We start from the raw sequence: 13,993 nt of genomic DNA, 5'->3' as shown, positions 1-13,993 counted from the left end.
TGCGAAAGGGATGCGGTGGCTCGACTACGACGGCCCGTCGAACGCGAAGGTCTGCGGCAGCGCGTCGTCGACCGGCTGATCGCGGTCGGTCTGGCGGCCGTCGCCATCGCCGGGCTGATGAGCTTCGCCTTCGGTCCACGCCAGGCCGCCGTGTCCCGCGCGGCCTGTCTGATCGGTTCGCTCGGGCTGGCCACCTGCCGCGACGAACTGCCGAGCTTCGAGCCGGTCCGGCTGGGCGAGCCCCGCTGCCGGTTCCTGGCCGAGCTCGACCCGGCGCTGCCGGAGGTACGGACCGAGACGGTGACCCTGCCGAGCGGTCTCTCCCTGACGACGAGCCGCGCCAGGTCCGGCGACGTCTGGGTGCAGGCCGGGCCGCCGACCGCGACCGATCCCCCAGCCGTGCTCGACGGCGAGCAACGACGCGCCCGCTACCCGGCCCCCGGCCTTGAGGTCCCGGCCCACACCGAGTGGCTGTTGCCGCCGGGTGCGGACCTTCGGCAGCTGGCGACGGCGTTGCAGGTCCGCCATGATCAGGAGGTACGGAGTCGTTCGGCGATGGCGCTGTTCGCCCGACTGGTGCATCCGGTGGGTGGCCCCGAGCTCCCGGCTCCGACTGTCCGCTACAGCCGGCTGTCCCTCGACTCGGCACCGTTCCCGGTGCCACTCGAAACATCGGAATCCGTACCAGGCAAGGATGATCACCTGGCGTTGGACCGGGGCAGGCCGGCCATGACCGCCTACCGGACGACGCAGCGTGAGCTGGCCGTGATCGCACCGATCGCCGGCGAGGTGGACGGCCGGCCGGTCGCCGGCGTGGTCCGCTGGATCCGGGACGAGGAATCCCGGCTGACCGGAGTGTTGATCATGGTCGTGGCCGACGGTTCCTTGATCAAGAGCGCCCCGGAGCTCGAGAAGTCGATCTCCGTCGGCTATGTCGGGCTGCCGATCCGGACCGACGGCGAACGCGAGCTGGCGGAGCGCTGGCTGAGTGACCGGGCCGGCTTCGGCGTGTCCACCCGCGAGCTGTTCGGGCTGGCCGCGCCGAAGGACCGGCTGACCGGGTGGCTCAGCCGGGCGGCGACCGTGACAGTGCTGCGATACCGAGGGATCGCGTCCGCCACGGCACTCGGCCGGGCGAGCGAGGAGGTCCGGCTGGCCCGGCGCGCCGACTGGCCCGAGGCACGGCTGGTGTCGGTGCAGCAGGTCGCCCCCCGCCCGGACGGGACGGCACGCACCGCAGTCGACGATCCCGGCTGCGGATGGTGAGGAACGAGCCGCCTGATCCCCGGCGCCGCTGGACCCGGCGGGCGGCACTCGGCCTCGGCCTGGCGGGTGCCGGGGCCGTGATCGGGTCGCCGCCCGCGACGGCGGCCGGGGTGAGCCTGGGCCGGTTCACCTTCGACGTCCAGAGCTCCATCCGGCCGCAGGACCCGCCCAGCGCGGGCTGGCAGTGGCAGGGGCAGCTGATCGAGGACAACGTCGCATCGATCCTGATCCTGGCCCGGGCCGATCTCACCGGGACGGAGCCGCAGGAGGCACTCGGACTGCTGCTCGCCTCCGGAATCGGCGGCTGGCTGCCGGAGCTGACGACCGGCCCGGCCCGGGCCCGGGCGACTCAGGACGGTTCGCCGGGGCTGCGGTCCCCGATCGGGTTCCGGCCGGAGCCCGGGCGCCGCTACCGCGGGACGGTGTTGATCACCAGCAACGGTGGCAGCACCGCCATCCTCGCGGTGCTCGGTACGGACCGGCTGACCGCGGGCCGGATCGACCAGGTCCTCGACTCGGCCCGGTGGTCGTCGTGATGAAGAACCTGCTGCTCGGCTGGGCTGCCGGGCTGACCTCTTTGATCATCGCCGGCGCGGGAATGTCGGCGACGCTGGCCGGGAGCGCGACCACCGAGACCCAACGGCTCAGCTTCGCCGCGATGGTGCTCGGCTGTTACGCCGCGATCGTCGGCGTGATCGTCACGGAGCGGTCCGACCGGACCCGGCTGCGCTGCCTGCTCTGGGGTGGCGGAGTGCCGGTCCTGGTCGGCTGGGTGACCACGCTCGTGGTCACCGTTGATGCCGGTCTCGGGGCGGGACTGGTGGCCGGCTCGCCCTGGTTGGTCGGACCGCTGCTGGTCACGCTGATCGGCCGGCGGCTGCCCGGATTCCATCCGTACCGCTGGATCCGGGACCGGCTGGACAACCGGTGATCAACTGACCAGCCGGGGCCGGAGGTCGCCCAACGCCTGGTCGAGGTCGACGAACGTGAACCGTAGCGTCGTCGGGTCGAAGATCAACGCCAGCGCACCGAAACCGCAGTCGATCGACGTCTCCACCGGGGGCGGCGGGGGCGGTGGCGGCGGAGGGGGCGGAGGCGGTCCGGTCGGGGTCGAGGTGGGCGTCGGAGTCGGCGAGGGTGTCGGGGTCGGGGTGGGTGTCGGAGTGGCGAAGTCGGCGGCGATCCGGCAGCCGGCCAGGTCGAAACGGGTGGCTGCCTCGGCCCGGGCGGTGGCAGGCTCGCCGTCGTCGGAGGCCTGGTCGAGCCGGACGGTCACGGTGACCCGATCGGTGAAGACGTTCCAGCAGTAGCTGGTCAGAGTCGCCTGGTTGGCCGCGGCCAGCTCGGTCGCGCGCACGATGCCGCGCTGGCCGCACTGGCCGGCACCGGTCAGGCCCGGCAGGTCGAGCACGTCCAGGAATCCCCCCGAAAGCAGGTCCGACAGGTTGCCGAGGATCGCCTCGGCCCCGGCGAGGGCCGCCGCGTCAGCCGCATGCTGAGCGGCCGACCGCTGCTCCCGAGCCGCGGCGCCGATCGCGAACACACCGATCGCGAAGAGCAGCACACAGATGCCGAGGACCAGGACCGCAGTGACCGGACCCGATCCGCGCTCTGCCCGCTGTGCCACCGACCCGTCCTTTCCTGGAGACTGCCACTCTGAAACGCCCGAAGGGCCGGGCAAGAAAGTTCTCGCCCGGCCGCTGATCGGAGCTTCTTACCCGCCGGGCTTCGGTGCCGGCTTCGGCACGGTGCTGTTGGTGATCCCCTGGATCACGCCGTCGATCCAGGCCTTCAGCGTGGGACCGCTCACTGCGGCCACGACCAGAGCAATGATCAGCGCCGCCACCGCGATCATGCCGACATATTCCAGCGCACCCTGCCCGGACTCCCGCCGGGACCGCAGCTTGTCGGCCACGGTCAGCTGCCATGCGTAGAGGTTGAAGAACAGCTTTTCCATGATTCCAGTCCTTCCGGTTCCCGGCTCGACCAGCCGAATCCTGTTGTCTCCCGGGATTTCCCGGTTGCCTTGATGACCTCTAAGTTACGGAGATCCGCCGGTCCTGCCATGGGTCCAGAGACCCAACTCCGGGCCCAAGGCTCAGGGGGTCTCCGGCGGCCCGGACGACCCGCCCGGCCCCGAGGCTCCGCGCCCTCTCGCCGCGGCTCTCCGGCGCAGCAGGAACACGGTCACGGCGCCGGCGACGACGAGCACGGCCAGGATGCCGAGCACCCCGGCGAGAGCGCCGCCCGCCCCGGGCGCACCGCTGCCGGGTGCGGGCGTCTCGGAGCTGCCGGTGCCCGGCGAGGTCGGTACCGGGGTCTCCGACGACGGGGTCGACGCCGGGGAAGACGGATCAGGCGACGACGGGCCCGGTGTCGATGGGCCGGGGGACGACTGTTCGGCGTACACGGGAAGCCCGGTGGGCGAACCGTCGACGGCGATGTTCAGCCGGACCGGGGTCAGCACGCCGAGCAGGTCACTGTCCTGAGGCCGGAGACTGATCATCACATAGTGGTTGCCGCCGAAGGCCGCGCCCACCACGGGCCGGGCGTCGTTCGGCTGGCCCTTCAGTTCCCGGTTACGGATCCGGATCTCGGGGGTCGCCGCCGTCGTCCGTACCGTCTTCGCCGGCGAGCCCGGGGCAACCTGCCCCGACTGCTGGTCCAGCAGGGCACGCTTGGCCGAGAACACCGACAGGTCGGCCCCGATCCCGGGACCCTCGAATCCCCACTTCCGGCCCGCCACCGGAGTGTCCAACGTTGCCCGTAACCGCTGACCGGGCTGCACCGGCACCTGGTAGACCAGCGTCTCACCGACCACGATGCTGCTCAGGTACGAACCCGGCTGCAGCACCGGTGCATCTGAGAACGCGACCCCGCCGACCACGCTCTCGGCCTGCTTCGCCGCGTCGACCGGCTTCCGGTTGACCGACTCATCGGTCAAGCCAGGCGGCAGCTCGGCCAGGTTCGCGATCGGCGGCTCCTCGGTGACCACGATTTCAACCCCGACCTCGGGCTGCAGCTCGGTGCCCGGCACGTTGTTGTTGAGCCGGGCCAGCTCGAGCAGCACGTCACCCTCGGCACACGAGAAGTCGCCGCCGGTCGACGTCAGGGCCTGGGACATGACAGCCGCTGTTCCATCGGCACCGGTGTCGGCGAAGACGCCTGAGCTGCACGGGTACGGCTGATCAGGCCCGCGAAGGGCGATCGACCACGACTCGTTGGCCCCCTGCCTGCCCCGGGGGACGATCACGGTCGCCGAAACAGTGATCGTCGACCCCGGGATGGTCCGCTCGATCCAGTAGTACCGATTGAGTCCCTTGAGGTCATAGGTCGACCGATAGTGGCCGGCCTTGATCCGCGGCGGCGTCGAGGTGTTCCCCACTCCGCCCATGATCGGCTTGCCGGACAGGGCGAACGGCCGCAGCGCCCGCCTGGTCAACTTGTCCAGCGAATCGTTCAGTTCGTCGGTGTCGTCGGCGTCGTAATAGGAGCCGTCGGTCTCGTCGACGATGCACTGCAACTGCTTGCGCGCCTTCGAATTCACGTCGAACCCGATCGCGTTGAACTGAAGATCAACTCCCTTGGCCGCCAGCTTCTTCGCCACCGGGCACGGATCCGGAACGCAGTTCTCCTCGCCGTCGGAGATCAACACCACCACCCGCCGACCTTGATCACCAAGGTCCGCCACCGTCTGCTCCAGCGAGTACGCGATCGGCGTCTCCCCCACCGCCTGGAACGAATCCACCGCCGCGTACATCCGGTTGCGTTCCAGCGGACCGATCGGCATCACCAGATCCGTGTCCTGGCAGGCTTTCGGGTTCTCCTCCTTCGGCTCCTTGATCTTGGAGCCGTACACCCGCAGACCCACCTGCGTCCCGGCCGGCAACGAGTCCGCCACCCGCTTCAGAGCCGACTTCGCCGCCGCCAGCTTCGTGCCGCCCGAGGACAACTTCTCGTTCATCGAACCCGACACGTCCAACAGCAACATCACCTTCACCGGATCATCGGCGACGGCCGCACGCACCGGCCCAAGAGTCAGGCCCGTGACGGCGAGCAGCACCACGACCCCCAACAACACGAATCGTCGGCCCCGGTCCCGCATGGCGTTCGACCTCTCACTCGGCGTCGCGTCGGTGGTCAAGCCTACGGGGCCCGGCCCGCCTGACGGCGGAACCGATCCCGACCTCACGACGATCCCGCGAGCCAGAGCGAGATCGCGTGCCCTCGGTTGTTCGCCTGGAGCTTGGCGAAGATCCGGTTGATGTGGTTCTTGACCGTCTTCTCGGAGATGAAGAGGCCGTGGGCGATGTCGGTGTTCGCCGAACCCTTGGCGATCAGGTCCATCACCTCGGCCTCCCGCTCGGAGAGCCCGAACCGGGTGGCCAGCTCGGCCAGGGACGGAGCCGGGTTGGACAGTGCTGCCAGGGTCTGGGCCGAGAACGTACCGATGCCGCCGGCGATCATCCGTACCGCCTGGATCAGTTCGGTGTCGCCGAAATGGCCGTGTACCAGGTAGCCCCGTGCGCCGGCCCGGACCGCAGCCGAGATCACGTCGGGTGCCTCCGAGTAGGTCAGCATCAGGACGTTCGTGAGCTGGGCGATCTCGGCGGCCGCTGTGACGCCGTCCTGCCGGGGCATCCGGACGTCGAGCAGCATCACCCGGGGACGTTTGGCCTTGGCGAGCGCCACCGCGGCGGCACCGTCGCCGGCTTCGCCGACCACCTGGATGTCCGTGGTCGTGGCCAGCAGCCCCCTGATGCCGGCACGCACCACGGCGTTGTCGTCGGCGATGCCGACCGTGATCACCTCGGGACCGGCTCCTGCTACGGCTGACGTCGTGCTGTCCATCGGTACGTCGCCCCCTCTCCTCTGGTCGACTCCACCTCGAAAACTCCGCCGACACTCTCGGCCCGTTCCCGCAACCCGCGCAGGCCGAAATGCCCGTCTTCCTCGGCACCCGCGACGGCCGTGGTGTCGAAGCCCCGGCCGTCATCGCTCACTTCGAGTTCGATCGTCTCGGCGTCGCCGCGCAGGATGACGTCCACCCGGCCGGCCGCCGCATGCTTGGCGATGTTGTGCAGCATCTCGCCCAAGGCCCGCTCCATCTGTTCGGTCACCCGCGGATCGGCGTCGACGGCCTGCACCGAATTCAGGACGACCGGGACCCCGGACTCGGCCTGCCACCGGTCGACGACGTCGCGGAGCACCTCGATCGTCGGTCGATCGGTCTTGCCGGAGCGCAACGCGACCAGCAGCGCGCGAGCCTCCGCGGCGGCGGTCTCGGCGGCCTCGGAGAGCGAGCCGGCCACCTCACGGGCGACCGCGGTGTCGGTGTCGATGGACCGCGTCAGCGCCTTGGCGCTGAGCGAGATCCCGTACAACGTCTTGCCGACGGAGTCGTGCATGTCCCGGGCCAACCGGGCTCGTTCCTCCGCGGCCCCGACCGCGGCGACGGCTTCGCTCACCTGCTGCCGGGCCTCGAGCATCCGCTCCGCATAGCGGCGGACCACGGCCCCGACCAGGCAGACTCCGACGACCAGGGCCGGGATGCCGGTCAGCCGTCGCAGCCACTCCTGCCAGCCGTCCGTCGGCGCGACGAGGCTCGGCGAGCCGATGGCGCCGAAGGCGAGCGGGATCACCAGTACGACCAGGATCCGGGTCGGGAACAGGAGCCCGGTCGCCAGGGCGGTACAGACGACGGCCAGTGCAGCTGGCTGCTCGGTGTCGAGGCTGATCAGCAACAGAACGGTCAGGGCGACGTCGAGGGACGCGAGCAGTGGGTGCAGTAACAGGTAGCGCATCACCCGGTCGCTGCGGCTGAGCAACAGGCTGCTGGCGGTCAACAGGATCAGCGTGATCCCGCCGACCAGGGTGGCCGAACTGGTCAGGAAGCCGGCCGGGGCGGCCAGGGCCAGGAAGACCAGCCGGCCGGTGAAGACCCAGCGCACCAGCAGCACGAACTGCGGTTCCTCGAGCAGTTGGTCCCGGGTCGGGACGAGGCCGCTGGAGAGCCCGACCGTGGTCATCCCAGGCCCCCGAAGAGTCTCGCGAAGTCGACGTCGGCGCCGATCACCAGCCCGACGATGACCAGGATCAGGCAGGCCGGCACCAGGATCAGGGAGGTGACGAGGGTGACCCGCGGCGCCGTCTGGGCCGCCCGCCGGCGCATCGCCTGGGCACTCTCCCTGCGCATGTCGACGGCGATCTGGTTCAGGGTCTCCGCCAGCGGCGCACCGAGTTCCTCGGCCTGCAGGAAAGCGGTGACGAAGCTCCGGACGGACGGGGTGCCGACCCGGCTCGCCATGCCGGTGAAGGCCACCCGCACGCTCGCCCCGTGCGACAGCTGACCCAGGGTGAGCCGGATCTCGTCCGAGATCGCGCCGGAGAAGTGTTCGGTCACCCGGGCCAGCGCCGCACGGAAGGACATGCCGGCACTGACCGTCACCGCGAGGATGTCCAGGAAGTCGGGCAGGTCCCGCTCGATCGACTCGCGGCGCCGTCGCGCCCGCGCCGCGATCGGCATCAGCGGCATCAGGACCGCCACCACCGGGAGCAGTACCAGACCGATCAGCTGGCCTCCGATCACCAGCAGGATCCCGGCCGGCATGAGCAGCAGCACCCAGATCAGCATCCGCCGGAGCAGCCCATCCACGGAGACGCCGGCCGGCCGCCCGGCCTGGTCGATCTGGCGCTGCAGCGTCTGCACCACCCCCGGGCCGAGCAGCCGGCGCAGCCGCGGCACGAACCGACCGGCCAGCCGCTCCAACGGTGGCGCCCGCCGGGTGGACTCGCGGCGCCGTTCGTCCCGGAGCAGGATCAGGTCGGAGGCGTCGAGGTAGTCGGCCACCCGGCCCCGCATCATCCGGAAGCTGATCAGGAACAGCAGCAGCGCGCCGGTCGCGGCCAGCGCGGGCCAGAAGGGCGAGATCATCGCTCGATCCTGGTCATCCGATAGACGATGAACTGGCCTAGACCGAACAGTCCGAAGGCGGCCACCAGCGCCGCCACGCCGAACACGTTCTGGGTCATCCGCTCAACGGTGCCGGGCTGGATCGCGTTGAGCATGAACAGCATCAGCACGCCGAGCCCGGTGACCATGACGCTGGTGCTGCGGGCCTGGGCGAGCGTGGTCCGCACCTCTCGGCGGACCTCCTTCCGGTCGTCCAGGGTCCGGGAGATCTCGCGCAGTGCGGTGACCAACGAACCGCCCGAGCGCGCGCTGACGACCAGCGTCGACATCAGGATCCGTACCTCCCGGGACGGCAGCCGGTCGTTCAGTTGCAGCATCGCGTCCTCCAGTGATGCGCCGAACCGGACCGCCGCGTTCAGCCTGCGGATCTCCGACTTCGCCGGCTCGGCCATCTCCTCCTCGGCCACCAGCCAGGACGTCACGATGCTGAGGCCGGCGTTGGTCGCGTTCGACAGCACCCGGGCCAGCTCGGGAATCTGCTGGACGAACTTCTCCCGTCGGCGGTCGCGGGCCCGGACGACCCAGAGGCGGAAGATGACGTAGCCGGCGATCAGCCCGACCAGACCCAGCGCCGGGGCCAGGAAGCGGGCCAACAGCAGCGGGACCACGATCGTCAGGGCGACGATCCCGGCGAAGATCACCAACGGCGGCTGTCGGATGCCGGCGAGCAGCAGGTCCCGCTCCAGGAACCGGCCCAGCCGGGTCTCCACGAACGCCCGGTCCCAGCGCTGGAACCGGGTCCGGCTCTCGTCCTGACCGACCCCGGCCACCAGCGTGGCCGAGACGAGCCGCCGCTGGTCGGTCGAGTTGACCAGGAACTGGGCGGTGCCGGCCACCAGCAGGACGACGAACAGGGCCAGCCCGAGGTAGATCAGGATGATCATGGGCTCACCCCGGGGATCGGCCAACTGCCGGGCACCGGAACTCCTGCCTGGGCGAGGCCCCGGGTCAGCCGGTCCGGCAACGGGTGGTGGACGAAGCGCCGGTCGATCGGGTCCCAGCCCATCACCGGCTGCAGCAGGTATTCCTCCCGGCGTGCCGACACGACGTAGGCCATCTCCACGATCCGGCGGGTCCCGTCGGAGTGCCGGGAGAGCTGGACGATCAGATGGATCGCGTTGTTGACCTGGTCGCGGATGGCCAGGAACGGCACCTCGACGTCGCTCATCGTGGCGAGCGTCTCGATCCGGGACAGGGCGTCGTCGGCCGAGTTGGCGTGCACAGTGGCCAGCGATCCCTCGTGGCCAGTGTTCATGGCCTGCAGCATGTCCAGCGCCTCGCCGCCGCGGACCTCGCCGACGATGATCCGGTCGGGCCGCATCCGCAGGCTGTTCCGGACCAGTTCGCGGACGCTGACCTCACCGCGCCCGTCGACGTTGGCCGGCCGGGTCTCCAGCCGGATCACGTGTTCCTGGTTCAGCGTCAGCTCCGCCGCGTCCTCCACGGTGACGATCCGCTCCCGGTCCGGGACGAACTGCGACAGCGCGTTCAGCAGGGTGGTCTTGCCCGAGGCCGTACCGCCGGAGACGATGATGTTCTGCCGGGCCCGGACGCAGGCGGACAGCAGGTCGGCGGAGGGCTGGTCCAGCGTCCCGCGTTCCAGCAGTTCGGTCAGTCCGTACGCGCGGGGGAACAAGCGGATCGTCACGACCGGGCCGCTCAGGGACAGCGGCGGCAGGACGACGTTGACCCGGGCGCCGCGTGGGATCCGGGCGTCAGCCGGCAGCCGGGCATCGACCATTGGGCTGGATTCGTCGACGCGACGGTTCACCGAGGAGACGATCCGGTCGATCGTCTGCAGAAGTTGATCTTCGGAGGTGAACCCGGACGGGATCCGCTCCAGCCGGCCGAACCGCTCGACGTAGACGGTCTCGTGACCGTTGATCATGATCTCGGAGATCGTCGGATCCACCAGCAGCGGTTCCAGGACGCCGAGCCCGATCGACTCGTCCACGACCCGACGGATCAGGATCGCCCGCTCCCGGCTGGACAGGATCACTCCCTCGCGGGAGATCAGGTGAGCCAGCACCCGCTCCAGCCGGGCCCGGCGCTCCTCCGCCGGCAGGTTGGCCAGTTCCTGCAGGTCGATCTCGTCCAGCAGGATCTGCTTGAACCGTCGCACCTGCAGGTCGTCCGCCTCGATCTCCCGGGTGGCGGCCGCGGCTGGGCCCGAGAAGCCGGACGAGAACGAATTCCTCACGGCATGATCACCTCCCGCGTCACCGTACGTTCACCGATCACCAGATAGGCCGGGCCCTGGACGGTGACCCGGACACCGTGCCGCGGGCCGACCCGGGTCACCTCGATCAGCCGTACGGTGCCGGGCAGACTGGCCTGGACGGCCGCTTCCGGCGACCGGCCCAGTGAGAAGGCGCGAGCGCCGTCCCGAGCGGCCTGCGACGCGGCCTGTACGGTGAACGCCGACGACAGCACCTGGACGACGGCCACGACGATGATCATCACCATCGGCACGATGGCGACCAGCTCGATGCTGGCCGTACCGCGCTCGGCCATCCGCCGGCGGGTGATCATCGGGGCTCCTCGACGATCCGGTGATCGACGGCCATCGTGGCGGTCCGGGTCACCCCGTCGAGGAACAGCAGCGGCGACGTGAACCGGACCGTGACCTGGTTGCCCTCCTGCTCGACGCCGATCCCGCCGGCCAGTTGCTCCGGCACCGCGGCCAGCGCGGCGGCCTCCGGATCCGCCCCGATGGAGGCCGCCCGGGCCGCCGCATCGGCGGCGGAACCGGCCGAGACGAAGCCGAGCCCGAACAGCGCCAGTTGCAGGCAGAAGATCAGCAGGAGCAGCGCGACCGGAATCAGCAGCACGTTCTCGAGCGCGATCTGCCCCGACTCCGGCTGCCGCCGCACCGCGGCCGGTACGGCGCCGGGAGCAGCCACCGGACTGGTGGCCGGCCCGGTCGCGAGATCGGGCTGCGACAGGATGTCCTGCGGCGGCCGACCGTTGCCGTTGACCGGTCGGTCCGGATGGAACTGGCTCATCACCCGCAGTTCCTGGCCGATCCGCCGCAGGCTCTTCCACCAGACGCCGTTACGGACCTCGCTCGGGGTACGGCTGTTGCCGGCGCGTTCCAGCCCCCGCTCCAGGTCCGGGATCAGCACCTCGGACCGCTCTCCGAGAATCAGCATGTCGATGGTGTCCTGCTGGATCTCGCCACGCCGCTGGAACCGGTTGACGACGACCCGGACGTCATCCGGATTGACCACGCCGAGCGATTCCCAGAAGACCACCTGACGGCGGGCCGATCGCAGGGCCGGCACGTCGGCCGAGACGATCTGCAATGTCTGGTCGGAGGACTCGACGGCGGCGGCCTGGGTGGCGGTGACCGACGAACCGGTGTCGATGATCACCAGTTGGTAGAGCCGGCGCAGCTGGGCCACGATCTGGCGTACCGCGGCCGGGGTGATCACCTCGGTCTCCCTGATCTCGGTCGGCGCGAGCAGCAGGTGCAGGCCGCTGCTGTGCACGACGACGGTGTCCGCGACCGCGCGGGAGGTGAGATCCTCGCTGATCTTGGCCAGGTCGGCGACCGACACCCGGTGGCTGACGTCGAGATAGCTGGGCACATCACCCTTCTCGACATCGAGGTCGACCAGGCAGACCCGCATCCCGCGCGCCTGCCGGACCACGTCCCAGGCCAGGTGAGTGGCGATGATCGTCGTACCCAGCCCACCCTTGGCACCGGCCACAGCGATCACCCGGCCGCCTGCCCCACCGGGGCCCGCCTCCTGCGCCTGGCTCCCGGCCAGCGCCTGCGCCATCGTGGCGCCCCATTCGATCACCGAGGCCAGACGATGATCAACTTCTTCGAGCCCGAACGGATAGTCCAGCACTCCCTTCGCATCGGCGTCCATGGCCAACCGGTAGGACTCGACACTCGGGTTGGAAGTGACGACGAGCACCGCCAGTCCCGGGTGCCGCAGGGTCAGCTCTCTGACCATCGGGACGACCGACGCCGGCCCGAGTTGATCATGGACGAAGAGGATGCTCGGCCGGTGCCGGAGCACCGCCGAAAGAGTCTCCTGGGTCGACTCCGCCACGAACACCACGTCGATGTCGTGCTCGCTCTGGTCCAGCCGGGACCGGAGCTCCTGGACGATCACCTGATCGGCGATCGCCACCACCGCGCGGTTCACCGGTCACCGCCTTCCGGCTGCGCCCTGCCGCCGAGGGCACCGGCGTCGAAGGAGCGCGGCTCCTTGCTGCGGTCCTGCGCCACCCCCGGCGGCAACCCGACCAGCCGTACCTCCTGCGCGAACGAGTTGGCGTAGGTGACGGCCAGCGCCGACTCGGTCCGCAGCGCCAGGGTCACCGGGATGACAGTCTGCAGCGCCTCCCGGTCCGGTGTCTGGACCTGCTGCTGCCCCGCCACGGACACCACGCGGACGTTCTGCACCAGGATCCGGGCCTGCTTCGGCAGTCCGGGCACGCTGGAGAACACGACGTAGACGTCCACCAGGTCGCCCGGGCGGATTCGGCCGGCAAGGCCGGTCACAGCGTCGACATTGACCGCGATCTCGCGCTCGTCCGGATTGAGGTTGCTCGCCGGCACCAGCAGATCGGTGCTCACAGCCGCCCCGGCCGAGAGCGGAACCGCGGTGACCCGGCCGTCGATGTCCTGCACCTTGAGCACCGTGTTGTCCGCGGCCCACTTCGCCGGAACTTCGACCGGCTCGATGTTCTCCGCGGACAGGGTGCTGAAGGCCGGCAGGTCCTGCTTCACCTGGTAGATCGTGACCATCGGGCCGACCTGCTTGTTGACCTCGGTCAGATAGTTGGAGACGCCGACGAAGACCAGCACCGCGACGGCCACGGACAAGATCATCAGCAGCAGCCCCCGCCGCTGTCTCGGGTTCATATCCGGATCCCTTCCTGCCTCGCCGGAGAGACCTCATCGAGCCGCTCCTCGGTCGCCGGCCCGCACCCGCAGAACGCGCAGAGCGCACCGACCAGGCTGGCCGAACAGTTCGGGCACTTCGGCCCGGACCAGGGGCGGAAGTACGGCGACGCGAGGTGCGTCACCTCGACAGATCTTCGTCCCGCATAGGGTCGATATCCGGCGGGACTGTAGTCGACCGGCTCGAGCACGACGCCCGGGAGGGCCGACTGCAGCGGACTCGGCGGCGGTCCAGCGACGTGCCAGCCGGACGGGTCGGACGGGACCGGGCCGGCCCCGACCGGCACCAGGCCGGACGACCCGAGCTCGTAGAAGTAGCTGCGGGACGGCAACAGCCCGATGGCCCGCTCGCCCACTGTCGGGCTGGGCTCGGCCAACGAACCGAGGCGCGGGTGCCAGACCAGGCTGCGGCTGTGGGCGGCGATGCTGCGCACCAGATGTACGGATTCGCCGGGGTCCGACCAGCCTCCCGGGCGCAGCTCGGCGGCCAGCACCGCGCGGCCGATCAGGGACAGCGTCAGCGCGTGGTGCCGCAGCGGCAGGACGCAGATCCGGGCCGCAGGGTCGGCGGCGATCACGACATGGGCCTGCTCCCGGGCGGCGACGGCGAGATGCTCCGGGCTGAGCACCAGAACGTGCCGGTGACGGAACGGGCCGAACCGGTCCCTGATCGCCCGCAGCAAGGCGTCCGGATCGGCCGGACCGACTCCCAGCACGCCGCCCAAGTCGGACGACCCCGGAACCGCAATCAGCATCGCGCTCTCCCTGGTGCCCACACGGGGGGCGGTCGACGCGACTCCGCGCCTCCCGCCCGGCTACCGACCAGATTTCCC

The 13,993-nt window shown here is 70.3% G+C and carries 15 protein-coding genes; 3 read left to right on the top strand and 12 right to left on the bottom strand.

What is annotated here, in order from left to right; translation table 11 throughout:
- The first annotated feature begins 15 nt into the window (after window positions 1-15).
- Genes ACFQU4_RS27205 through ACFQU4_RS27195 form a run of 3 tightly spaced genes read left to right on the top strand, consistent with a single transcriptional unit; the run spans window position 16 to window position 2,197 of the window.
- Window positions 16-1,266 (top strand): hypothetical protein, encoded by a 1,251-nt coding sequence (locus tag ACFQU4_RS27205; protein ID WP_377498095.1) that lies wholly within the window; start codon window positions 16-18, stop codon window positions 1,264-1,266.
- Window positions 1,260-1,802 carry a hypothetical protein gene (locus ACFQU4_RS27200; protein WP_377498093.1) on the top strand — a complete coding sequence of 181 codons (543 nt, stop codon included), beginning with the start codon at window positions 1,260-1,262 and terminating at the stop codon, window positions 1,800-1,802. The genes ACFQU4_RS27205 and ACFQU4_RS27200 overlap by 7 nt, the downstream gene beginning before the upstream one ends.
- Window positions 1,802-2,197 (top strand): hypothetical protein, encoded by a 396-nt coding sequence (locus ACFQU4_RS27195; protein WP_377498091.1) that lies wholly within the window; start codon window positions 1,802-1,804, stop codon window positions 2,195-2,197. The genes ACFQU4_RS27200 and ACFQU4_RS27195 overlap by 1 nt, the downstream gene beginning before the upstream one ends.
- Here ACFQU4_RS27195 and ACFQU4_RS27190 read toward each other — a convergent pair whose 3' ends face one another.
- The 12 genes from ACFQU4_RS27190 to ACFQU4_RS27135 form a co-directional block, all read right to left on the bottom strand.
- The gene (locus tag ACFQU4_RS27190; protein ID WP_377498089.1) at window positions 2,198-2,893 is read right to left on the bottom strand and encodes a pilus assembly protein TadG-related protein; all 696 of its coding nucleotides are present in this window, start codon (window positions 2,891-2,893) and stop codon (window positions 2,198-2,200) included. It lies immediately after the preceding gene.
- A gap of 87 nt (window positions 2,894-2,980) precedes the next feature.
- Window positions 2,981-3,223, bottom strand: coding sequence for a hypothetical protein (locus ACFQU4_RS27185; protein WP_377498087.1), 243 nt, complete (start codon window positions 3,221-3,223; stop codon window positions 2,981-2,983).
- A gap of 141 nt (window positions 3,224-3,364) precedes the next feature.
- Window positions 3,365-5,371 carry a VWA domain-containing protein gene (locus ACFQU4_RS27180; RefSeq protein WP_377498085.1) on the bottom strand — a complete coding sequence of 669 codons (2,007 nt, stop codon included), beginning with the start codon at window positions 5,369-5,371 and terminating at the stop codon, window positions 3,365-3,367.
- Window positions 5,372-5,454: 83 nt separating this feature from the next.
- The gene (locus ACFQU4_RS27175) at window positions 5,455-6,117 is read right to left on the bottom strand and encodes a response regulator (protein ID WP_377498083.1); all 663 of its coding nucleotides are present in this window, start codon (window positions 6,115-6,117) and stop codon (window positions 5,455-5,457) included.
- A complete protein-coding gene (locus tag ACFQU4_RS27170) occupies window positions 6,093-7,295 on the bottom strand; it encodes a sensor histidine kinase (protein ID WP_377498081.1) in 1,203 nt (400 codons plus the stop codon). Before ACFQU4_RS27170 ends, ACFQU4_RS27175 begins: the two co-directional genes overlap by 25 nt.
- On the bottom strand, window positions 7,292-8,200 hold the full coding sequence (locus tag ACFQU4_RS27165; protein WP_377498078.1) for a type II secretion system F family protein: 909 nt from the start codon (window positions 8,198-8,200) through the stop codon (window positions 7,292-7,294). Before ACFQU4_RS27165 ends, ACFQU4_RS27170 begins: the two co-directional genes overlap by 4 nt.
- Window positions 8,197-9,123, bottom strand: a complete 927-nt coding sequence (locus ACFQU4_RS27160) for a type II secretion system F family protein (protein ID WP_377498076.1) — start codon at window positions 9,121-9,123, stop codon at window positions 8,197-8,199. The genes ACFQU4_RS27165 and ACFQU4_RS27160 overlap by 4 nt, the downstream gene beginning before the upstream one ends.
- The gene (locus ACFQU4_RS27155; RefSeq protein WP_377498074.1) at window positions 9,120-10,439 is read right to left on the bottom strand and encodes a CpaF family protein; all 1,320 of its coding nucleotides are present in this window, start codon (window positions 10,437-10,439) and stop codon (window positions 9,120-9,122) included. Before ACFQU4_RS27155 ends, ACFQU4_RS27160 begins: the two co-directional genes overlap by 4 nt.
- A complete protein-coding gene (locus ACFQU4_RS27150; protein ID WP_377498072.1) occupies window positions 10,436-10,771 on the bottom strand; it encodes a TadE/TadG family type IV pilus assembly protein in 336 nt (111 codons plus the stop codon). The genes ACFQU4_RS27155 and ACFQU4_RS27150 overlap by 4 nt, the downstream gene beginning before the upstream one ends.
- Window positions 10,768-12,399, bottom strand: a complete 1,632-nt coding sequence (locus ACFQU4_RS27145; protein WP_377498069.1) for a CpaE family protein — start codon at window positions 12,397-12,399, stop codon at window positions 10,768-10,770. The genes ACFQU4_RS27150 and ACFQU4_RS27145 overlap by 4 nt, the downstream gene beginning before the upstream one ends.
- Window positions 12,396-13,121, bottom strand: coding sequence for a Flp pilus assembly protein CpaB (gene cpaB, locus ACFQU4_RS27140; RefSeq protein WP_377498067.1), 726 nt, complete (start codon window positions 13,119-13,121; stop codon window positions 12,396-12,398). The genes ACFQU4_RS27145 and cpaB overlap by 4 nt, the downstream gene beginning before the upstream one ends.
- Window positions 13,118-13,915 (bottom strand): hypothetical protein, encoded by a 798-nt coding sequence (locus ACFQU4_RS27135; protein ID WP_377498065.1) that lies wholly within the window; start codon window positions 13,913-13,915, stop codon window positions 13,118-13,120. Before ACFQU4_RS27135 ends, cpaB begins: the two co-directional genes overlap by 4 nt.
- Window positions 13,916-13,993: the final 78 nt, after the last annotated feature.

It is taken from the genome of Microlunatus sp. GCM10028923, assembly GCF_042666975.1.
Lineage (GTDB): Bacteria > Actinomycetota > Actinomycetes > Propionibacteriales > Propionibacteriaceae > Microlunatus.
This window is presented reverse-complemented; position numbering and strand designations above follow the sequence as displayed.